At 50.1% G+C, this 21,748-nt stretch carries 20 protein-coding genes; 5 read left to right on the top strand and 15 right to left on the bottom strand.

Going from position 1 to position 21,748, the window contains the following annotated elements; all coding sequences use genetic code 11:
• Positions 1–66: 66 nt before the first annotated feature.
• From E0496_RS04525 to E0496_RS04535, 3 genes are all read left to right on the top strand, one after another.
• Entirely contained in the window at positions 67–1,830 is a 1,764-nt protein-coding gene (locus tag E0496_RS04525) for a sensor histidine kinase (protein WP_141500471.1), read from the top strand.
• Positions 1,805–2,566, top strand: coding sequence for a response regulator transcription factor (locus E0496_RS04530; protein WP_141500472.1), 762 nt, complete (start codon positions 1,805–1,807; stop codon positions 2,564–2,566). Before E0496_RS04525 ends, E0496_RS04530 begins: the two co-directional genes overlap by 26 nt.
• Before the next feature lie 62 nt (positions 2,567–2,628).
• Positions 2,629–4,116 carry an ABC transporter substrate-binding protein gene (locus tag E0496_RS04535; RefSeq protein WP_241674579.1) on the top strand — a complete coding sequence of 496 codons (1,488 nt, stop codon included), beginning with the start codon at positions 2,629–2,631 and terminating at the stop codon, positions 4,114–4,116.
• Between the two features lie 413 nt (positions 4,117–4,529).
• Here the strand turns inward: E0496_RS04535 and thiO are convergent, their stop codons facing one another.
• The 11 genes from thiO to E0496_RS04590 all read right to left on the bottom strand — a co-directional run bounded on the left by thiO (position 4,530) and on the right by E0496_RS04590 (position 15,154).
• A complete protein-coding gene (gene thiO / locus E0496_RS04540; protein WP_141500547.1) occupies positions 4,530–5,639 on the bottom strand; it encodes a glycine oxidase ThiO in 1,110 nt (369 codons plus the stop codon).
• Positions 5,640–5,666: 27 nt separating this feature from the next.
• Entirely contained in the window at positions 5,667–6,446 is a 780-nt protein-coding gene (locus E0496_RS04545; RefSeq protein ID WP_139993733.1) for a thiazole synthase, read from the bottom strand.
• 4 nt (positions 6,447–6,450) lie between these two features.
• Positions 6,451–6,651 (bottom strand): sulfur carrier protein ThiS, encoded by a 201-nt coding sequence (gene thiS / locus E0496_RS04550; RefSeq protein ID WP_141500474.1) that lies wholly within the window; start codon positions 6,649–6,651, stop codon positions 6,451–6,453.
• 7 nt (positions 6,652–6,658) lie between these two features.
• The gene (gene thiE / locus E0496_RS04555) at positions 6,659–7,279 is read right to left on the bottom strand and encodes a thiamine phosphate synthase (RefSeq protein ID WP_141500475.1); all 621 of its coding nucleotides are present in this window, start codon (positions 7,277–7,279) and stop codon (positions 6,659–6,661) included.
• Positions 7,280–7,299: 20 nt separating this feature from the next.
• Positions 7,300–8,313: a ThiF family adenylyltransferase gene (locus E0496_RS04560; RefSeq protein WP_241674587.1), complete on the bottom strand. Its 1,014-nt coding sequence runs from the start codon at positions 8,311–8,313 to the stop codon at positions 7,300–7,302.
• Between the two features lie 55 nt (positions 8,314–8,368).
• On the bottom strand, positions 8,369–9,379 hold the full coding sequence (locus E0496_RS04565; RefSeq protein WP_141500476.1) for an ABC transporter substrate-binding protein: 1,011 nt from the start codon (positions 9,377–9,379) through the stop codon (positions 8,369–8,371).
• A gap of 28 nt (positions 9,380–9,407) precedes the next feature.
• On the bottom strand, positions 9,408–10,160 hold the full coding sequence (locus E0496_RS04570) for an ABC transporter permease (protein WP_141500477.1): 753 nt from the start codon (positions 10,158–10,160) through the stop codon (positions 9,408–9,410).
• Entirely contained in the window at positions 10,157–10,984 is an 828-nt protein-coding gene (locus tag E0496_RS04575; protein WP_241674588.1) for an ABC transporter ATP-binding protein, read from the bottom strand. The genes E0496_RS04570 and E0496_RS04575 overlap by 4 nt, the downstream gene beginning before the upstream one ends.
• The gene (gene tenA, locus E0496_RS04580) at positions 10,981–11,667 is read right to left on the bottom strand and encodes a thiaminase II (protein ID WP_141500479.1); all 687 of its coding nucleotides are present in this window, start codon (positions 11,665–11,667) and stop codon (positions 10,981–10,983) included. Before tenA ends, E0496_RS04575 begins: the two co-directional genes overlap by 4 nt.
• Before the next feature lie 3 nt (positions 11,668–11,670).
• Positions 11,671–12,966, bottom strand: coding sequence for an acetylornithine deacetylase (locus E0496_RS04585; RefSeq protein ID WP_141500549.1), 1,296 nt, complete (start codon positions 12,964–12,966; stop codon positions 11,671–11,673).
• 490 nt (positions 12,967–13,456) lie between these two features.
• On the bottom strand, positions 13,457–15,154 hold the full coding sequence (locus E0496_RS04590; protein WP_141500480.1) for an AraC family transcriptional regulator: 1,698 nt from the start codon (positions 15,152–15,154) through the stop codon (positions 13,457–13,459).
• Positions 15,155–15,306: 152 nt separating this feature from the next.
• On the opposite strand from E0496_RS04590, the gene E0496_RS04595 reads away from it, so the two are divergent.
• A complete protein-coding gene (locus tag E0496_RS04595) occupies positions 15,307–16,518 on the top strand; it encodes an aspartate aminotransferase family protein (RefSeq protein ID WP_141500481.1) in 1,212 nt (403 codons plus the stop codon).
• 13 nt (positions 16,519–16,531) lie between these two features.
• Here E0496_RS04595 and E0496_RS04600 read toward each other — a convergent pair whose 3' ends face one another.
• Positions 16,532–17,545: a prenyltransferase/squalene oxidase repeat-containing protein gene (locus tag E0496_RS04600; protein ID WP_141500482.1), complete on the bottom strand. Its 1,014-nt coding sequence runs from the start codon at positions 17,543–17,545 to the stop codon at positions 16,532–16,534.
• 161 nt (positions 17,546–17,706) lie between these two features.
• Positions 17,707–18,432 (bottom strand): SDR family oxidoreductase, encoded by a 726-nt coding sequence (locus E0496_RS04605; protein ID WP_241674590.1) that lies wholly within the window; start codon positions 18,430–18,432, stop codon positions 17,707–17,709.
• A gap of 117 nt (positions 18,433–18,549) precedes the next feature.
• On the opposite strand from E0496_RS04605, the gene E0496_RS04610 reads away from it, so the two are divergent.
• A complete protein-coding gene (locus E0496_RS04610) occupies positions 18,550–18,819 on the top strand; it encodes a hypothetical protein (protein WP_141500484.1) in 270 nt (89 codons plus the stop codon).
• Between the two features lie 11 nt (positions 18,820–18,830).
• On the opposite strand, the gene uxaC is transcribed toward E0496_RS04610, so the two are convergent.
• Together uxaC and E0496_RS04620 are read right to left on the bottom strand one after the other, a co-directional pair.
• A complete protein-coding gene (uxaC, locus tag E0496_RS04615) occupies positions 18,831–20,237 on the bottom strand; it encodes a glucuronate isomerase (protein ID WP_141500485.1) in 1,407 nt (468 codons plus the stop codon).
• Between the two features lie 19 nt (positions 20,238–20,256).
• Entirely contained in the window at positions 20,257–21,552 is a 1,296-nt protein-coding gene (locus E0496_RS04620; protein ID WP_141500550.1) for a Gfo/Idh/MocA family protein, read from the bottom strand.
• Positions 21,553–21,748 lie beyond the last annotated feature (196 nt).

The raw sequence follows: 21,748 nt of genomic DNA on the forward strand, positions 1-21,748 counted from the left end.
TTAATCATGTTAAAGTGGTATGGTAAACGCTTACTTTAAGGCTAGCTGCTGCAATTGAGGTGCCCTATGAGCTCTTTTTTACAAATCAAGATTTATCGCTACAAATTTATTGCCTATGTCATCTTCGTCGTGACCATTGGACTCGCGCTTGGCATTCTAACTTGTGCCATGCTGCTGAATCAATGGGTTGGCGATGCCCGTTTAGAGGCTGCTAATGCTTTCGCTGGTGTAGAGAATGAATTGCAGTATGATGCCGACCGAATTGAGGCTTACATGCAGCGCATCTACTCCAATCATGGTCTAATGGATGATGCTCGCAGCTTTTTAAGCAGCAGTGCCGAGGGCTACTTAACCAATAGTTTGCAAAACAGCCAATTTTCACAGCCGCTGGTATCTTTCCCAGAGGATATTAAAACCTACTTGTATAGCTGGGCGCAAGGCGGAATTACGCAGGTTAGTCTGCATACCAGCCAGTATGGCAATGTCGTACACTTTAACGATAACGGAATCGCGAGCTTTATGTTCGGTCTTCCAAACACAGATGAAGCTTTCCATGATACCATCCTAAAAGGCTTCGTATATCGCAAGAAACTATCGGATCTAGCACACGGCTCTAAGGAGTTAGGGGAGCTTCGCTTCTTGGTCAGCAGTGACCGAATCTTTAAATCGATCCAAAATTATCGATTGGGAGAGGCTGCTGCAGTCAGCGCTTCCGGTGAGATCTATCTTATCGGCAGCGAACAAGGCCAAGACTTGAAGGAATTATCCCTTATAGCCGCGGCGAATGGACGCAGCCATGGTTATATATCGAAGGGAATTTTTGAGCACAGCTTTTATATCACCTTTCCGTCAACTAAGTTCAATTTCAAATTTGTTAGCATCGTTGATTTATCGATGCTGATTCGGCAGCATGCCAAGATGCTGATCACGATCTTTCTAATCGTACTAACGACCATGATTAGCGTACTGCTGCTCATTGTGTACAATATGCGGGATGACTCCCGCTTCCTGCACCGCATTATTCAATCGATTGGACGCGTGAAAACAGCCAATTTCACACCAAATCGCCCTGCCCGTTATCGCCGAAATGAATACGGCATGATCGCAAGGGAATTAGACGATATGATTCAGCAGTTGGATAAACATATTCGGAACGAATATTTGCTTAAACTAAAGCAGCAAGAAACCGAAATGAAAGCACTCCAAAATCAGATCAATCCTCATTTTCTTTACAATACATTGGAGGTTATTCGCTCCACTGCACTGGTTAACCAAGACAGAGACACCGCTGATGCCATTGCTACGTTAGGGGCGCTTTACCGCGAAATTGTAAAGAAGGAAAATATTATTACGATTGCAAGTGAGCTGGAATTGCTGCATAAATACTTAGAGATCATGGAATTTAAGTATCCGGAACGTTTTTTTTATCAAGTCAATGTAGACCCTGCGCTACTCTCGATCCCTACCGTGAAATTTTGGATGCAGCCTTTGGCTGAGAACTTTTTCATCCATGGCTTTAGCGCAAGCAGCGAGTTTAATCTGTATGTCGTGAACGGCTGGGAAGCTGAACACTATTATGTATTGGAATTCGTAGATAATGGGCGTGGCATTCAAGCCGAGCGATTAAACTCCGTGCGCAGCACGCTGTCCAACCAGGACGATACTTATTCCGAGAGTATCGGCTTACGCAATGTATATACAAGGCTTAACTTCTTTTACGGGAAAAGCTTTTCCATAGAGATTGAAAACAATGAGGAAGCTGGCGTTAAGATTTCTGTACGGATTCCAAAAGAGGTGAATGAGCATGTACAAACTGCTGATCATGGATGACGAACCACAGATTTTGGAGGGGATGAAGCGAATCTTAGACTGGAAACAATACGGCTTCAGTCGAATAGATACGTGCGAATCTACAGAGGCGGCCATGTCCAAGGTTGTAGACCTGCTGCCGGACGTCGCGATTTTTGATGTCTGCGTTGGCAAGGATCTTGGTTATGAAACGATCCAAAGGCTTAACGAGCTCCAAATTCCTACCAAATATGTCATTATGAGCGGCTATAGTGAATTCAAGTATGCTCAAGAAGCCATTCGCTGTGGTGTGAAAGACTATCTGCTTAAGCCTTTAGATCGTACAAAGCTGCAGCAAGTCATTGAGAAAATTATTGTTGAAGATCTCCATGGCACGATAGGCAATGCTAGCTGCGAGAGCTTGAACAAGGACCCGGTATTAGGTGTAAGTTATACTAGCTTATCCAAGCTGGTCAACCGCATTTTGTTAATGATTAAGGCGGAGTACACGCAGAACATTACCTTAAAATCGGTGGCAGAGCTCTTCCAGATGAACAGCACCTACCTTGGACAATTATTTCTTAAAGAATCTGGAATGAAATTTTCGGAATATCTTATGGCTTACCGAATGCTTCTCGCACAAGAACGCATTCAATCGTCAGATGAAAAAATTTCATCTATCGCCATTTCCGTAGGCTACAATAATCTAAATTATTTCTATACCCATTTTCAAAGCTTTTTCGGGAAGTCTCCCTCTGATCTGCGGGGAAAAGGTTAACAACGATCAAAGCAGAATGGAGAATATTGATGCAAAAGTGCTCTAGATACAAAAGTATCTTCATGACGATCAGTATGATACTGCTGCTCACAGCGTATTCAACCGGCTGCTCCCGGCAGCCTAGCAGAAATATCAATGATATCGATTATAGTGAAACCGTCAACCTGATTTATTACACGATTGGAGAGCCCGACAAGGACTTGAAGCTCGTAAATGATAAAATCAATGAAATCACTGCTCGTAAAATTGGCGTAACGATCACCTATATCAAGATCGGTTGGCAGGAGTATGAGGATCGGCTGAACACCCTTATATCCGCAGGCACTCCTTTCGACGTTGCTTTCGCATCCAACTATGCAACTACGACTATGCGCGGCGCATGGCTGAAGCTTGATGATTATCTTACGGGTCTAGGCAAGGATTTGTACAACACCGTTGACCCCATCTTTTGGCAAGGGGTACAAATGAATGACGGAGGCATTTATGGGGTACCGACCAATAAAGAGCTGGCCGTGCGTGATCATTGGATGTACCCTGCTTCCATCGTAAAAAAATACGATATCGACATTACCAAATACAATACGCTTGAATCGCTAGAACCGCTGTTGCGGATGATTCAGCAGAAGGAGCCTGCGTACATCCCCATGGAATTAGATCGGGATTCGCATAATTTCTTTGCTCTTTATGGCTACGAATATATTGTGAACAATAAAGTTCCGTTAATGGTAAAATCACTGGATGCTCACCCTAAAGTTGTTAATATCTTTGAGACAAAGGAAGCTAGGGAAGTATTAGATATATTAAGGCGTTACTATAAGGAAGGATTTATAAACAAAGACGCTGCACTGCGGGAGCCAGGTGGACTTAAACGTGGGGATAAAGTGTTCTGGAAGTCCTCCGGTGGCGGCCCCATCTCGGAGACGACATGGAGTAAGGATCGCGGCTATACGATTGTATCGAATCCAGTAACCCCTAACGTCGTTACCACAGAATCCGTCCGTGGAGGAATCATGGCTGTTAATGCCAATACCAAACATCCCATTGAGTCTATCAAGTTCTTGAACATGCTCAATACCGATCCTGAACTACGAAACTTATTTAATTATGGAATTGAAGGAGTGCATTACACGCTGAGCGAAAATGGGCAAGCGGTCCCCATTCCCGGCAAAGACAGCCACGGCGACCCGATCCCGGATGCGCCAGCAAGCTATGCAGGTGTACAATATACGCAGGGTAACTGGTTTATCCTGAGAACCATGGGCGGTGATAACCCGGAACCTCTCGATAAATGGGATCAATTCCGTAAAAACAATGCTGAAGCAGTCAAATCTAACGTGCTCGGCTTTACGCCTGACTTATCCAAACTGAACGCCAAAACCGAAAACATCGAGATGATTTGGAAGAAATATTATCCCAGCCTCATGACTGGCACCGTCGATGTTGACACGATCCTCCCCAAGTTTAACGAGGAGCTTAAGCAAGCAGGCATCGAAGAAGTACAGAGGGAAATACAGAAGCAGTTGGATGCGAGGCAAGGCAGCAAGAATTAAGTGCTATAGTAGCTCTTCTATATTTCGGTTTAGATGGAATCCCCCCTCTATAGGGAGAAATTCCTGCTAATTCATAACCACTCTAAATCAACTCCCATCCTACGAATGATAGCAACTCATTTCATTATTTTCTTACGTCTGCTTATTTAGTTACCGCAGCATTTTCGTGAAACGAACCATCCGCATCCACCTTAATACTCCCAAGCTTAGTTACTAACTCATTTGTTACAGCAAAAGAAGACTATTTAGGTACATCCTTGAATACAACTTCCATGTTGAGTTAGCAAGCGCTTATCTTGAGAAAGAGCCTATATCAGCTCATATGCTGTCCATGCATTTTAAAACAACAAAAAGACCCTCATCACAGGATGAGGGCACAAACGGAGCCAAAGGAAAGGTTTGCTTATAGGTGACTAACTGAAACGACTCGGTGAAAATGTCTGATTAAAGGCGGCATGCTGCTTGTTTGCAATATAATCAGCCGCCAGCAGCGCAGTCACCGGGCTAAGTAAAATACCGTTTCGGTAATGCCCAACGGCAAGCACTACCCTGCTCGTTTCCGGGACTGGCCCGATTAACGGATAGCCGTCCTGCGTCGCAGGACGGAGACCCGCCCAACTGTGAAACGGCGTTTGGTCCTCCAGAAAAGGAAGCAGCTGCTTGTTCCAATTTTGTAGCCGGGTAATGCCTTTTTCTGTAACTGCAGTGTCGTAACCGGCCACATCCTCTGAAGCGCCGCATACCAGTGTGCCATTCGCTTTACCTACCAAATAACCTTGATTGCAAAAGACCATATGCGAAACCGGCTGAGCATCCACCTCGTAAGCACAAATCTGCCCGCGAATGGGATAGACGGGAATGTTCATATGAAAGGTATCCGCGAGCTGCTGCGCCCACGCGCCAGAGCATACGAGCAGTTGATCTCCCTCGAAGAAACGCCCATCCGCAGCACGGACAACCGCCTCGCTCTTCCACTCCACAATTTCAAGGTGCTCCAGCTCCTCATAAATGTGTACACCGAGTCTTCTGCATGCTTCCTCAAGCGCACGTACATAATGGGGAGCATAGATATGGCTCTCTTCGGGCGTATACAACGCAGCTCTTGCCTCACCTGTCAGCATCGGCTCCATACGGTGCAATGCAGCACCTTCCACGATTGAGCCGGAAGAACCGTATTCCCGCTGCCATAACAGCCTGCCTTCCAGCGCCAGCAGATCGGCATCATGATACGCCACGTACAAGCTGCCTGACTCCTTATATTCAAACGACTGGCCGGAAATTCCCCTCACTGTCCTCTGCCACTCCGGGTAAAGCTGCAAGCTCTCCAAACAAAGCTGAAAGAAAGCATCGGGGCCCTCTACATTCTCCGAGTAGGGAGCCAGCATGCCCGCAGCCGCTCCTGAGGCTTGCCCGCCGCAGCTCTTTGTCTCCAGCAAGACGGCTTGGTAGCCCCGCCTTTGCAGCTCAAGCGCGCAGGACAATCCGATAATGCCTCCGCCCAAAACGATAATTTGTTCCTTCATTGACATCCCATCGCTCCCGTAAATCGGTTATTTCAATTTAAAAGCTTCAAGCCCGCTGCTTGCCGAGGCATACTTTTTCTTCCCAATCCGACCCGCCAAATAGGATAGACGCCCAGCTTCGATGGCAAGGCTCATCGCTTTCGCCATCCGCACCGGGTCCTTCGCCTTCGCTACAGGCGTGTTCATCAGGACTCCGCTCACCCCAAGCTCCATCGCCTGCGCGACATCGCTCGCCGAACCAAGTCCGGCATCCACGATAATAGGAACGTTAGCCTCCTCAACGATTAAACCGATGTTATAAGGATTCAGGATGCCTAGGCCCGTACCGATTGGCGACGCGCCGGGCATGACCGCCGCAGCGCCCGCTTCCTCCAGCCGCTTGCAGATGACTGGATCATCCGAAGTATAGGGAAGCACCGTAAAGCCTTCCTTCACTAATAGTTCAGTTGCCTTCAGCGTTTCAATTGGATCGGGCAGCAATGTGCGCTCGTTGACGCTAATCTCAACTTTAATCCAGTCACTGAGACCGGAAGCCCGCGCCAGCCGTGCAATCCGGACGGCTTCTTCCGCTGTTCGGGCGCCTGAAGTATTCGGAAGATAAACATAATTCTCCCCTTCCAAATGCTGAAGAATGGAATCATCCTCCGTCGCAGCTAAGTTGATTCGTCTAATTGCAAAAGTAAGCACCTCGGCACCAGACGCCTTGATTGCTTCCTTCTGCACATAGGGATTAGGAAATAGTCCGGTGCCAATAAAAAAACGGGAGGTCAGCGTGCGACCGCCAATGACCAAAGCATCTGTCTGCATCCGTTCAGCCTCCTCCTACGAAATGAACCAATTCAATCTTCATGCCCGAATATACGGGCGTATCCGCCCACTGCTCCGCGGTCAGCACGTTGCCATCCGCCTCCGCAACGACCGGCTTCCCAGACAGTCCCAGCTTCTCGATCACGTCATAAACCGAGCGAACCTGCTCCAATTGCTGATTTTCTCCGTTAATTACAAGGTCCATATGCTCACTATCCTCTCTCCAGCTTCCGAATAAAGGCCTCGCAGGTGCCTTTCACATCCGCGCTGCCTACAATTTCGCTAACCGCGCAAATCCGGGTTGCTCCCGCTTCAATTACCTCATCTACGTTGTGCAGCTTAATCCCACCAATCGCTACAAACGGAATGTTCACTTCCCGCACCACTTCGCGCACGTATGCAATCGTGACCGGATCAACGACATCAACCTTAGTCGCTGTCGGATAAATAGGACCAACCCCGATATAGTCGGCTCCTTGCTCCTGCGCAAGTACCGCCTCCTCGATGGCATGGGTTGAGATGCCAATGATTTTAGTGCCGACGATCTTTCTCGCTTCGAGGAGAGGCACATCGCCTTGACCCAAATGAATGCCGTCCGCATCCACTTCCATTGCAATATCGATATCGTCATTAACGATAAAGGTTACGCCATATTTTCGGGTCAGCTCTCTAAGCGCCTTTGCCTTCTCCAATATCGCTGCTTTGTCGCCTGACTTGTCGCGCAGCTGAATAATGTCAACTCCGCCGAGAATCGCTTCCTCCATAACCTCTACCAAGCCGCGGCCGGGATGGAATTGCTCGCCGGTAATGGCGTACAATTTAAAATCCTTCATCGGTTCCTCACTCCTCCGTATTAAAGCCCGATATAGCGGGCGTATAAGGTTTTTGCGCGTACAAAATCATCCGTGCCCTGCACAAGCACCCGGCCATCCGCAAACAATACGAGCCGCTCGCCTTCAGGAAGCTCGGCCTTCAGCAGGAACGGGTTCAGGCTTACTTTTACCGCTGCCTGCGCAAGCCGGTCCCGCCACAAAACCAGATCAAGCGAACCGCTGCCTGCAATTTGAATAGTCTCCCGTCCGCACAGGGACAAGAACGTGTTTTCCGCATCCGGCTCCAGGGCAGGGTATTCCTTCAACTGGCAGCAGGGACAGTTCTTGTCCGGCTCGCCCAACTTCATCTCAAAATATTGGTTTTGCCAGATGTCGAATGTGACCAAGCTTTTTCTTCTTTTCTTCTCGTCTCCAACCAAATATTTCATGGCTTCTACGGCTTGATAGGAAGCGACCATATCAACGATAGGTGCAATCACCCCGATCATATCGCAGGTTTGACCGCCGGAATCGCCTGTTTTGATAAAGCAGCGCAGGCAAGGGGTCTGCCCTGGAATGAAGATTGCGCTCATTCCCCGCGAGCTGACTGCCCCTCCATACGTAAACGGGATGCCGAGCTTAAAGCACGCGTCGTTGAGCAGAAACCGGGTCTGGAAATTGTCGGTACCGTCCAATACCAAGTCCATGCCCTCTAGCAAAGCCTCGATATTAAGGGCGGTTACATCGGCTACAATCGCTTCGATGCGAATGGAAGAATTAATTTTCTTCAGCTTCTTCTCGGCTGCCACCACCTTCGGGTACACCTGCTCCACGTCATCCTCGTCGAACAGCATTTGCCTTTGCAAATTGCTTTTCTCAACATAATCTCGATCCACAAGCCTCACATGCCCAACTCCGGCGCGCACCATATGGTTCGCCAGTACCGTTCCGAGCGCCCCCATGCCTACGATGCAAACCGCGCTATCCATCAGCTTTCGCTGCCCAGCCTCGCCAATCGGCGCAAAAAGCATTTGTCTTGAATACCGTTCTTCCACCTAACCTGCTCCTTCCCGTAAAACCTTGATGCACAATACTTCTATTTGTATTCCATTATAGATTACGGAAAGCATCCTCTGCCTTAAGCTCTTTCTTTAATTGCCCATGCTCGTTCAGCCAATTAATAACCGCGTTCCAGGACTCCTCCGTTTGCGAGCCAAACGGTTCTGAGCCGGCATCCATAAGCGGCAGCAAAATATCCAAGCTTTGCTTCTCAATCTCAGCGTCCAGCGGAAAGTTCTCATTTTGCAAGTCGAGCAGATTTTGCAGGGATTGCTCGGGATGCTCTACCGTATACTGCTGGCCTTTTGCAGCCGCCTCGATAAACTTCTTGAACGCCGCGCTTTTACTCTCCAAGCCAGCTTCACTGGCTGTAAGCACAAGCTCATAATAATCGGGAACGCCATACGCAGAAGGATCAAACGCCGCAAGCTTCATTCCTTCTTTCTCCAGCAGCGGCTTTTCATGGTTGACGTAACCGCCAATAATCGCATCGACCTTGCTCGTTGTCATCGCCGGAATAAGGTCCCAGCCGATATCGACATAATTCAGCTTAGCCGGATCGCCGCCATCCGATTCCACCATCGTGTTCACGATCAACTGATCAAGCGGAATCGACGGATATCCGATTTTTTTGCCAATGAGATCTTTCGGGCTTTGAATGCCTGCTGAATCCAGCGCGAACAAGCGATTTAGCGGATGACGTACGATTGCCGCCACGGAAACAATCGGAATGTCCTCGGCACGAGAGATCGCTACCTGCATCTGGTAGCTGAGCGCCAGATCCGCTTTGCCTGTAGCCACTAATTTTAGCGCGTCATTCGTATCGGCCGGTGTTTGGAGCTTGACCTTAAGCCCCGCTTCTTTAAAATAACCCTGCTCCTCCGCCGCATAAAGGAAGGAATGCACCGCATTCGGATACCAGTCGAGCAGCACGGTAAGCTCCGTTTCGGCTTCCGCCGCCGCTTTCTCTTTATTATCGGAGCCGCATGCAGCAAGCGTAGTCAGGACAAGTGCAAATACAATTGTAAATCCAAAATGTCTTTTCCATTTATTTAAGCTCATTGAATGATTATTCCTCTCTTATTTGCAATTAAGATTGACGCCGCGACAAGCTGGCCCTCTCCAGCCACTGGGCGGTCAGAAACAATAAAATCCCCATAAGCGATAGGAGCAGCACGCCTGAAAATACAGCGTCGCCCCGCAGCAAACTAGATGCCCGCTTCGTATACATCCCAAGCCCAGCCTCGCCGCCCAACCATTCACCAAGTGTTGCGCCGCCTACGCTGATCGTTGCAGCCATCTTCAGTCCGGTGAAAAAGCCGGGCAGCGCCGATGGCAGCTTCCATTTGAAGAACAGGTCGCGCCGCCGGGCTCCCATCGACCGCATGACCTCACCTATACCGGTATCTGCCGAACGAAAGCCATCCGCCGTGTTGACCGCGATAGGAAAAAAAGTGAATAAAATAACGACGGCCACCTTGCTCCATATCTCATAGCCGAACCACATGACCATAATTGGCGATAAAGCGATGATCGGAATCGTTTGGGAGGCGACGATTAATGGATAGATGGTCTTCTTCGCTAAGGAAGAGCCTTCGATGCAAATAGCCGCAAGTGTTCCGAAAATAATGGATATGCCTAAACCGAGCAGCGACTCTCCCAGCGTAACCGCAAAGTGTTTGCCAAGCAGCTGACGATTGTCCCAAATCGAAACCAGCACGTCCGACAGCTTCGGAATAATGTAATGCGGAATCGCCAGCAATCTCGTTGCGGCCTCCCATAGGAGCGCCAACAGCAAGCCAAAGATTAGAATAGGGAGGCTAGACCGTAAACGTCGCCTCATTGGCAAGCTTCCCCCATTCCGCCCGTTCCTCTGCCAAGAAGCTCAAGTGTCTGTCGTTTCAACTCGGCAAAAGAATCTTCCAGCACCGTATGGTAGGTTCGCGGCCTTGGCAGCGAAATCACGAGTTCCTTCAGCGAGGAGACCGGCGATTCCGTCGCTATGAGCACCCGATCCGACAGCAGCAGCGCCTCATCGATATCATGGGTAATAAACAAGATGGTTTTACGGTGCTGCTCCCATACCTGAAGCAGCCATTCCTGCATGCTGATTCGCGTCATCGCGTCTAATGCGCTGAACGGCTCATCAAGCAGCAGCAGGTTCCCTCCTCCAAGCATCGAGCGCAGAAAGGATACGCGCTGGCGCATGCCGCCCGACAGCTCATGCGGACGCTTCCCCTCCGTTCCTGCGAGCCCAAAGGCTGGCAGCAGCTCCAGCACGCGCTGCCTTGCTTCACGTTTTCGAACTCCTGCCAGCTCAAGGCCGAGAGCCGCATTATCCAGCACGCTTCGCCAAGGCATCAGGCTGTCCCGCTGCGGCATATAACCCATGCGTCCAGAACGTGAAAAGCTTGTGCCAAGTGTTTCTTCCTCTGACGAGCCCAGTCTCACTGTTCCTGCTTGCGGGCTAAGCAGCCCTGCCAGCAGTCGAAACAGCGTCGTTTTGCCCATACCGCTTGGTGCAAGGAAAGATACGAATTCTCCTTTGCGTATATGGAAGTCTAACCCTTTGAACAACGGAGCGCCTTCATCAAAGGCATAAGTAAGCCCCTCTACTGACAAGGCCAACGAACGGTCGGTCGCTGCAAGCGGCAGCGTGTCGCTCAAACCGGCCACTCTTCTTGCCGATATGCCATGTCCCAAAACATATATTCGAATTTGGACGTAACGACGAACAGCTCCTCAAGCCGGGCCAGCTCCCGTTCAGGCAAACCCTCGGCCAGCCTATCCATCAGTCCGATCGTCCACTCCGTAAGCTCTCCGAATTCCTCCGAGCTGTACATCAGAATCCATTCGCGATACAGCGGATGCTTCAGCGCACCCGGGTGCTCCGCAAAGGTTATCCCGATCTCGCGGTAGCTCCACATACACGGTAGCAATGCTGCGACCACCTCCGCAAGCGAGCCCTGCCCTGCATCCAGCATATACTTCGTATAGGCTATCGTTGTCGGCGCAGGAACTGTAGCCTCCAACTCATCTCTTGCAATGCCGAAGCGCTCGGCATACTCGCGATGAAGCTCCATCTCCACGTTGAGCGTCGAATGCAGCAGCTCGGCGAACTTCCCCATCGTCTCCAAATCGCGGGCCTTGATGCTCCCTAAAGCGAACATTTTGGCATAATCGATCAAATAAACATAATCCTGCTTCATATAATAAATGAACCGTTCCAGTTCAAGTGTCCCATCTCTTAAGCCCGTAAGGAACGGGTGTGCATGGCATTTCTGCCATACCGGCTGAACCGACTCGTAGAGCCTCTCACTAAAGCTTCCAACTGTCGTATCTACTCCCATTTGCTAGCACCTCTCGCTTTCCGATTTTGGTTGATTGCACCAATCCGCGATAAAGGCAATCATCACCTTGACGTAATGGATGAGCTCGCGAAGCTCGATGCTTTCATCCATTGCATGTGCATGGCGAAGCTCTCCAGGTCCGTAAATAACAGTCGGTATGCCAGCTCTTCCCAGCCATCCCGCATCCGTGACGCTCGGGCTCATGCCTACTATCGGCGCTGTACCAAGCTGGTTGGCATGGGCAGCGGCAAGCGTCTTCAGCCCTTCCCCTTCTTCATCCAGCGTTAGTGAGGGGAATATTTCGCCCCGCTCCTCCAGCATGGACCTTCCACCCCAGCGAAAGGTGGGCGGATGGTCACGCAGCCATGGATCGGCTTCGGCCACCTTGAGCAGATGGCTCTCGATTTCAGCAGCCACCGATTCATAATCCTCGTCAGGGTAAAAGTGAACCGTGATCCATAACGCGCATTGATCGGCAATAAATGCCGCATGTCGGCCGCCTTCAATGACCGCCGGATTGATCGTGTTCGAGCCTGCCGCAAATCCCGGATAGGATTTCGTGACCGCCCAGTGCCTCTCCAGCTCCTGCAGCCCAACGATCAGCTTAATCATTTTCTCAATAGCGCTAGCTCCCCTGATGCCGCCGCCGGCATGAATCATCCGCGAACGCAAGCCGTCATGGTACGTAACCGGGCTCTTCACGGTAACCCACCCGGTGATCACGCCGCCTTGCCCTTGAATGGCAAGATGGCTTGTGTCAGCAACAATGGCAAAGTCGGCGCTGCAGCCCCTTTCCGTACAGGCTCTCGTTCCTGCCTCTCCGGCTTCCTCGCCAATGACCGATTGGAACAGCAGGTCGCCCTTCAGCTCGGCGCCGCCCTCGTTCAGCAGCCTGATTGCAAACAGCAAGGCCGCCAATCCGCCTTTCATGTCTGCGGTTCCCCGCCCGTACACTCTCCCTGCCTCAAGGGTCAACTGGAACGGATCATACTGCCACTCGGCATCACTGCCAACCTCCGCTACATCCATGTGGCCGTTAAGCAGCAGGCTCCGGTAAGCTTCCCGCTGCGTTCCCCGTTTAATCCCTGTAACATTCGGGTCGCCGGGATATACCTCCCATAGCTCTGTCTCAAATCCGCAAGCGTCTAGCTGCTCCCGGGCAAATCGCTGCGCCTCTTGCGTGTTGCGCGCCGGAGGGCTTACGGTCGGATAAGCGACCAGCTGCGACAGCAGGGCAAGCAGCTCCTCCTGCCGGTCTTCAACCTGCTGCTGAAGCCTTTCAATTAACGCTTCCTGCATCATTTCTGTTTCCTCCCATTCACGGAAAACAGGTGCGGGCAATAGAAAAAAACCATTCGAGAATACACGAATGGTTACGATTCGATACGTTCTCTACGCCAGCATTACCTGGTTCAGATTAACGGTCAGGGACAAAAGGGCCCCTATCTCAGCCGGACTAAATCCAGCACCCGTACTCCATATGAAGTTAAAACAACTATAGCGTATGCTTTTGCAATTGGCAATACGAATCTGATCATGCTTCTCACCCTTCTGGGCAACTAGACAACTGCTATCTCATTTGAATCCTCATATACTTAAATTAATTCCAAGTACTGAGAAGACGTTCAAAAAAAATGAGTGGAGAGCAACGGATTCCGTTATCATCATAAGTTAGCTCTATATCGTTGACTTCCCGCTTCCCTTCCAAGCTTTCGGTTTTGAATTAGTTGATAGAGCAGTTGCCTCTTAACCTACCGCTTCGAAAATTCGCTCGCAACAGGGAGGCTCTCTATTTATTTTGCACGCATAACTGCGTAACACGCACCTCATCCAACATTCGCTCATGATGCAGCGCAGAGTATTCTCCAGCTGGGAATTCGAACCATGGAAAGCCCGGCAAATAGGAGACCATACGATGCTTGACGGCGCGCAAGCTCTGCCAATATCCGGACGCAAGCAAGCCTCTCCACGTCGCCTCGGACGCTGCATCCTCATTGACGCTCAGCATAATGTGATCCGCATGGAAATCCTCCAGTTGATGGGGCAGTACCGCTTGCAGCCATGGATCAATCATACCAAGTCGATAAGGAGTCTTAAGCTGCAAATCATCATAGAGCACCGTCGCCGCACGACGTCCGACTACAGAGATGCGTGTTCCTGCTATTTTCAAAATGAGCACAACCGACTTCTTGACCGCAGCCTGCAGCTCGCGCCGCACCAGCTCCGCTTTCCAATCATAGTTGACCAGCCAGTTTTCTGCCTCTTTGGACTTGTCCGTAAAATCCGCGACAAGGCGCAAATGCTGGCGCCAATCCGCCACGGACCACGGAATAAGGAGAAGCGGCGCAATCTGCTCAAGCTTCTCTCTCACCTCTGCCGGAATAAGATAATCCAGGCTGATTATGCACTCCGGACGTGCTTCTTTTAACGCAGCCAGATTAAAATCATGGTCGTGGCTAAGCGGAACAACAACGTCCGTTTGATACCTTTTGCGATAATAATCGTTCCAATATTGATCGATTGGCGCCGCATAAGGCATGATTTGGAGCGGCAAAAGCTGGCCGATATTCGCCCAACTGTAAGCTGCTACCTTACGAGAGCGGTTGCGCCAGTACAAGTTAGGAGTAATTCCGACCTGCTTCTTAAAAATCCGGCTGAAATACGCAGCATTATGATAGCCAGCTTGCTCCGCAATATCGTGCAAGGAAAGTTCCGGCTGATCAACCATTAGCCGCTTCGCTTTGCCAAGCCGGAGCTCCGTTACGTATTCAAGCACGCTTTTCCCGTACTTTTCCTTGAATATCCGCATAAAGTGAAAACGACTGAGTCCGACAAGTGCCGCTAAATCATCGATTTTAATATCTTCCGCATACCGTTTCTCCAGCTCCGCTCTTGCAAGTTCGAGCATGCTTGTTGGCGAATGCGCAGAACCGGCCAGCGATAATCCGAGAAGCTCATAAAGCCCAGCATTTCCGTATAAACGGTCGATGGCATTGCCGCTCCTCCAATAGCGGTCGATCTTTTGGCTTTTTTCCATTGCGCCCGCGGCAGGCGAGAGCTTGTATACACCGAGAATAGCCTGCAGCTCCTCGTAGGCTTGTTCACCGTCCACCAATTCCGCAGCCTGCTTGGAGGAACGCATGCCGCCAGCCTCAAACGAGAGGATAAAAATGCCAGTCCCCGTCGCATTAGACGAAGTCACTTCAATCTGCTGCGCCGTCGAGCACACGCAAACGATTCCCAGGTGCAGCGGATAATGGCTGCCGTCGATCTTCACTTGCCCGTAATTGCCCTCCGCTATGATTAAGAGCAAATGATTCTCTTGCTCGCTATAGCGAGGAAATGACCGATCTTGGCCATGGACACTTTCTATATGTTTCAGCTTCAGCCATAGGTTTTCAAACCGCTGGTCTGCCATTGTTTCCTTCAGACGTTCCAATCCATCCATTCCTGCTTCACCATCCCTATTGCATGTTTGCGGCTTCATATTCACTTTGCCCTTGCGTGCAATCTTACATTTGCTGCTGCTTACATTCTAATTGATAATTGTTATCAATGCTAATTCATTTTTTAAATATTGAATAATTAATCGTTTTGTTGTATATTTATGCAATGAGATGAATATTCGGGAGGCTAGTCATGATTCAGACAGAAAAAACAATCACGTCGGCTTTATTGGAACAAGCAGAAAAATCCGTACTATTTACGGCAAAACGCCCAAACCTCGTTATGGAACGTGGGCAGGGCATGTACTTATGGGATACGGATGGGAACCGTTATTTAGATTTTGTTGGCGGATGGGCTGTTGCAAGTCTAGGGCATTCCCCTGCGGTACTGCAGGAGGCATTGTCGCGTCAAGCCGGAACGCTTGTCCATGCTAGTCCCGGCTACTTCAATCGTCCAATGATTGAGTTTGCCGAGCTATTGACTAGCGTTAGCGGAATGGATAAAGCTTTTTTCGCCAGCAGCGGCGCTGAGGCAAACGAGAGTGCCATCAAGCTCGCAAGAAAACACGGGTCCGTTAACCTTGGAGGAGCTTACGAAATCATTACGCTCACGAACAGCTTTCACGGACGCTCGCTCGCAATGATGTCGGCGACTGGAAAAGAACAATGGAAAGAGCTCTTTGCACCTAAAGTTGACGGCTTCAAGCATGTCCCGATCAATGATCTGGATGCTTGCTTTGCTGCCGTTAACAATCAAACATGCGCGATCATGGTTGAGCTTGTGCAAGGGGAAGGCGGCGTTCATGCCGTCGATGAGGCCTATTTGTACGGGCTTCGCAAAATATGCGATATGTATGGGATGCTGCTTATTTTCGACGAGATTCAAACGGGGCTAGGCAGAACCGGCAAGCTCTTCGCTTATGAACATTATGGCATTCAGCCTGATGTCATGACGCTTGGCAAAGGCATTGGCGCTGGATTTCCGTTGTCGGCTATGCTGACCAAGAGCAAATATGATTTGTTCGAGCCAGGGGATCAAGGGGGTACCTACACGGGAGCTCCGCTTGCCATGGCTGCAGGCCACGCCGTACTTACCGAGCTTCTGGAGCGGAATCTTGCGGGCAACGCGGACGTTCAGGGAAAATATTTGGTCCGGGGCTTGCAGGGGCTCACAAGCGAGTATCCAATAACAAACGTACGCGGCAAGGGGCTGCTGCTGGCGTTTGATACACCGGAAGGAACAGCTGCCGAGCTTGCCGCTATCTGTCTTCGTATGGGCCTGCTGATTAACACGCCTAATTCTTCTACGGTGCGTCTCGTCCCGCCGTTAATTGTTACGCAGCAGGACAACGATCAGATGCTGAGCATTCTGCGCCGCGCTTTCGGCGAGCTTTCCGCTCGTTAGAGCTCATTAGTTTTTATAAAAAGGGCCTGCGATCCAGCACGAGCTGCAGTGGCTTATCCGTGTGAATAAGCTCGGGAAGCAGCAATTGTATCGCAGCCAAGCCGCACACCGCTCCGCATAATGAATGCAAATCGTCAAGCGGCTCCTCCGAATCCTCTCCAAGCTGTGCGAGCGCAGCGATGAAGGATTGGGAGGTGCCTTTGACAGCCGCTTCGCATTCTTCCCTTCGGTACGTGGCGTTTTGCCTCATGCAGCAGAGGATGACATAAACCCAATCAATATGAAAATAAGAAAATGGCTCGATGGGCACTTCCAATTCACCGCTCTGATAAAGCGATAGGCACGTATCCAAGATGCGCTCTGGATACAGAATCGGCTCCTTCCGGTGCGCAAGGTTAAACAAATAATGGAAGCTCCCCGCAATGTGATGAAAGATGGGAGCGCTCACCAAGCTTCCATCCTCATTCTTTACGCAACTGCGGCGCCACAGGCCAGTTATAGGATCGACATTTTGGCGCAGCCAGTCAAAATAAGCCTGCTCCCACTCTTCATCCACCGATGCTGACAGCACTAGGCTTGCATAAATGCCCGCGCCTTTCAGTGATTCCCCCCAAGGCTGATTACGCCAGTCCAGCCCCTCAAGAAAGCTGACAATTGCCTCTTTATCCATTCGTTCATTAAATCTGCTTAGCGGATAGAGCGCTTTCGCATCAAACAGCTCCAAAGCAAACAAAGCAAACGCCGTGCTATGGATTTCATCATGGCCTTTGCCTGCAAAAACACCCGTTTCCTTAACTTGATGCTGTTGAAGCGCATGAATCCACTTTTTCTGCTCCGTGGAATCTGTTGGCATGGCATTGAGTGTATACAAAATAATTGCGGCATCCGCTGTACCATATACATCTTCATCGTTAGGTTCAGTCTCCAGCTGCGCTAAATACCGGGCATACCTTCCGCTATCATCCTTCAATCGATGAGCCTCTAGCGTGTTCATGACACGAGCAACAAAAGAACGTAAATCCGTCATTGGATACAACACCTGCTTTCATTAGTTAGGTATGCTAGACTGCGTCATACAAAGCCCCATAAAACTTTAGACTATGTAAAACCCTCTCATCCACTGCATCGACGTTAGCTTACAAGAACTATAGTACGTGGAGCAGGGGCAGGATTCGGGCCCTGAATCAGCTACCAGTTCAGTGCGTTGCCAGCATAATCGACATATTCACAGTCCGCTTCTTCGGCACTCTGGCCTAACCTTGCTTCAACCAGCTTGAGAATGCCTTCGGCCGACTGCTCAGGCGTAAGCGCTGCCGCTGCATCCAGCTTGCCCTGCATAAAGGTTTGCACCCAGCCGGGATGGACGACCAGCACGCGGCCTCCTTGCGACTTGATACCGTTATGGATAAGCTTGGACTGCATGTTAAGCGCTGCCTTCGACATGCAGTACGCGTACCAGCTCTCCCTGAAACAGTCGCCAATGCTGCCTGCTTCCGATGAAATGTTGACAAGAAATTTCGAATCGCTCTTGATCAGCAGCGGCATAAAGGTCTGGCTCATGCGCAAGCTGCCGAGCGTGTTCACGTTGAATACCTCGAGCATCTCGGCATAATTAAACGTATCCAGAACGGTGGCGCTAATTTCTCCTAAAATAGCTCCGTTGTTGATTAACAAATCCAGCTTTTCCGTTCGCTCCACGCAAGCTTTGAACGCCATAGCCACGCTTTCATCGCTAGCGATATCCAGCCGAACTATTTGCAATTGCTTGGCATATTCATCCTTCAGCGCCTGAACAGCAGGCACTTCCTCTGCGTACTGTCCTGCAAATACATCATACCCTTGCGCTAGCAAGCCCTTCACAAGCCCCAGACCTACGCCTCGGTCCGCTCCTGTTACGAAAGCTGTTTTTGTCACCGTGCCCACTCCTCTAATGATTGTTGCTAACCTTTTCAATTGACGAATGATGGATAAGCCGCCGCGCATAGTCTAGTTACGGTTGTAATGCGCCTATTCAGCAGGAGGGCTACCATTTTGCGAACACGTTCCGTTCATAAGAAAGAATTTAAAATTTATGTTGTGCCCGCATGGAAATGGAAGGAGTTTATCGCCTTTGAACTCATTGGCGGTACCGCTTTCTATTTGCTTTGCAGAAAAACGGCCCATTCCGAGCTATTCGGCATGGCCGCAAATATTGCTGTACCGCAGATGCTTAGATATTTGATGGCTGCCTACCGGCTCGACGCAAAAAACGTTCCACAACCTCCGCCAAGCAAAAAGCTGACGGAGCTGCAGAACGTATAATCGCTATAAAATTAGAAACCGAAATATGCTTTTGCGTTGCGGTAGGAAATGTTTTGCACCATGTCGCCGAGCAATTCCATGTCCTGTGGCGCCTCGCCGTTTTCCACCCATTCGCCAAGAAGATTGCAAAGCAAACGTCTGAAATACTCATGTCTGGTATACGAGAGGAAGCTGCGGGAATCCGTCAGCATGCCGACAAAACGGCTAAGCAAGCCGAGATTCGCAAGCGCATTCATCTGATCGAGCATGCCGCTCTTCGTATCGTTGAACCACCATGCCGAGCCTAGTTGGATTTTCCCTGGCACGCCACCGCCTTGGAAGCTGCCGATAATCGAGCCGAGCACATCATTGTCATTCGCATTCAGGGAATAAACGATCGTCTTCGGAAGCGCATCGTCTGTATCCAGCGCATCAAGCAGCTTCGCAAGCGGATAAGCGACAGGGCTGTCATTGATCGAGTCAAACCCGGTATCTGGGCCCAGCTTGCCGAACATGCGGGAGCTGTTGTTCCGTGCGGCATTGATATGAAATTGCATTGCCCAGCCGCGCTCTGCATACAAACGTCCAAGAAAGAGCAGCGTGTACGTTTTGTATTGCTTCTCTTCCTCCAGGCTGACCATTTCGCCCTTTAGTGCTTTGGCAAAAATAGCGGCGGCCTCGTCCTTCGACGCCTCGGCGTAGGCAACATAATCAAGCGCATGGTCGGAAACCTTGCAGCCTACTTCATCAAAAAACTGCACTCTCGAAGCAAGCGCGTCAAGCAGCGCGTCATAGCTGTCGATCGTTGCGGACGCCGCAGAGCCGAGCTTGTCTACCCAATCCAGAAAGGTAGCACGGTTAATTTCAAGCGCCTTGTCCGGACGGAAAGATGGCAGCACCTGTACGTCGAAATCTTCCAAACCCTTAATTGCAATATGATACTCTAGCGAATCGACAGGATCATCTGTTGTACAGATAACCTCTACGTTGGACATTTTGACTAGGTCACGCGCCTTGAACTGGCCCGTTGCCAGCTTCGCGTTTACCTGCTCCCAAATCGCCGGAGCGTTCTTCTCATTAATGATCTCGTATACGCCGAAATAGCGGCGAAGCTCCAAATGCGACCATTGGTACAGCGGGTTGCCAATCGTTTGCGGTACTGTCCGGGCCCATGCTTCAAAGCGGTCGTAATCGCTTACGCCCTCGCCGCCAGTCACGTACTTCTCCTCTACCCCGTTGGCGCGCAATGCACGCCATTTGTAGTGGTCACCATACAGCCAAGCTTCGGTCAAATTCGCAAAGCTCGTATTCTCAAAAATTTGCTGCGGGCTCAAATGGCAGTGATAATCGATAATGGGCATGTCCTTCGCAAAATCGTGATAGAGCCGCACAGCGGTTTCATTCGATAGCAAAAAATTGTCGTCCATAAATGGCTTCATTCCAGCTTCCCCCCGAACACTATTTGTGAAATTTCACAAGGTCATCGATCTGTATCGCAAGCCCCGTCTGTATCGAGCGGTTCGCTGCAATACCCGTTAGAATCGATCTTGCTCCGTCAATGTGGTTAGCCGCACGATTGAACGGGTCCTCCACAGGCGTTCCGAACAAATCGTTCAACAGGACAGGATCTCCCCCGCCGTGGCCGCCCACGCCTTCCTCAACCTCTACCTCGTAGGGAGCGCCAAACATCGGGAACACCTTAATCGTCTGTTCCTTCAGCGCGCCTTCGTCCGCTTTCTCGCCGCCGGAATTCACGTATGATTGCTCGACGATGTTCATCTCAATACGGCCCTTCGTTCCATTAAAGGCGATGCGGTAGCCCTCCCAAGGCAAATAAGCATTTAACGAATACGTTAAAATCGCGTTGTTCTTGTAGCGGACAAGCACGCCCATCGTGTCTTCGATATTAATGCCGTCACCGAATACGCTCTGGTCGCGGCGATAGCCGTCCTCATGCTCCGCGTCCAAATACATCGCTTTCAAATGCTCATTTTTATCCAAGTGTAGCGCAAAAGGATCGTTCTCGGCAATCGGATTTCCCGTCGCGCGCTCATAAAATTGCGTTTCGCCACGCTCCTCCGCGTTTTCGCGGCCATAGAACAAGAGATCGCCGTAGGCAAATACCGATTCCGGCTGCGAGCCAATCCAGAAGTTAACGAGATCAAAGTGATGCGTTGATTTATGCACGAGCAAGCCGCCGCTGTTCTGCTTGTTGCGGTGCCATCTGCGGAAATAATCCGCGCCATGCTGTGTATTCAGCAGCCACTCGAAATGTACGGAGGTTACTTTGCCAATCGTGCCGTTTGCGATAAGCTCTCTCGCCTTGGTATGATGCGGCGCATAGCGGTAGTTGAACGTTACGCGTACATTGCGGCCTGTTCGTTCGACGGCGTCCAAGATTTCCTGGCATTTTTTCTCGTCTACGGTCATCGGTTTCTCCGTCACCACATCACAGCCTAGTTCCAGCGCACGGATAATGTACGTATGATGCGTACGGTCCATGCTTGTCACGATGACCGCGTCTGGCTTCTCCGTCTCAATCATGCGGTCAAATTCACTCGATTTGTACGTATTTACAGCTTCATATTTATATTTATCGACTAACACGCGGTTCGCATAGTCCATACGGGTTTGGTTAATATCGCAAAGAGCAGTCAGCTCCGATGTTTCTCTGAAATCGGTTGCAAGCGCACCGTAAAAAAATTCAGCTCTTCCGCCGCTTCCTACCAATACATAACGTTTTTTTGACATAATCATAATTCCTCCCTTTATTCGCTTGCCTTCATTTTACGGCATGAGAATGATATAATTCTCTGCATATGATGCTTATTTTCGATAAAACACCGCTTTTCTTGCGATAATTAGCAATCACTGCTTCTTTTTCGCATAACCATTCCCTTAATTTCCCTGCCATATACAATTGCAGCTGTAACCGATTACTACAAATCAT

This window comes from Paenibacillus luteus (assembly GCF_006542765.1).
Classification (GTDB): domain Bacteria; phylum Bacillota; class Bacilli; order Paenibacillales; family Paenibacillaceae; genus Pristimantibacillus; species Pristimantibacillus luteus.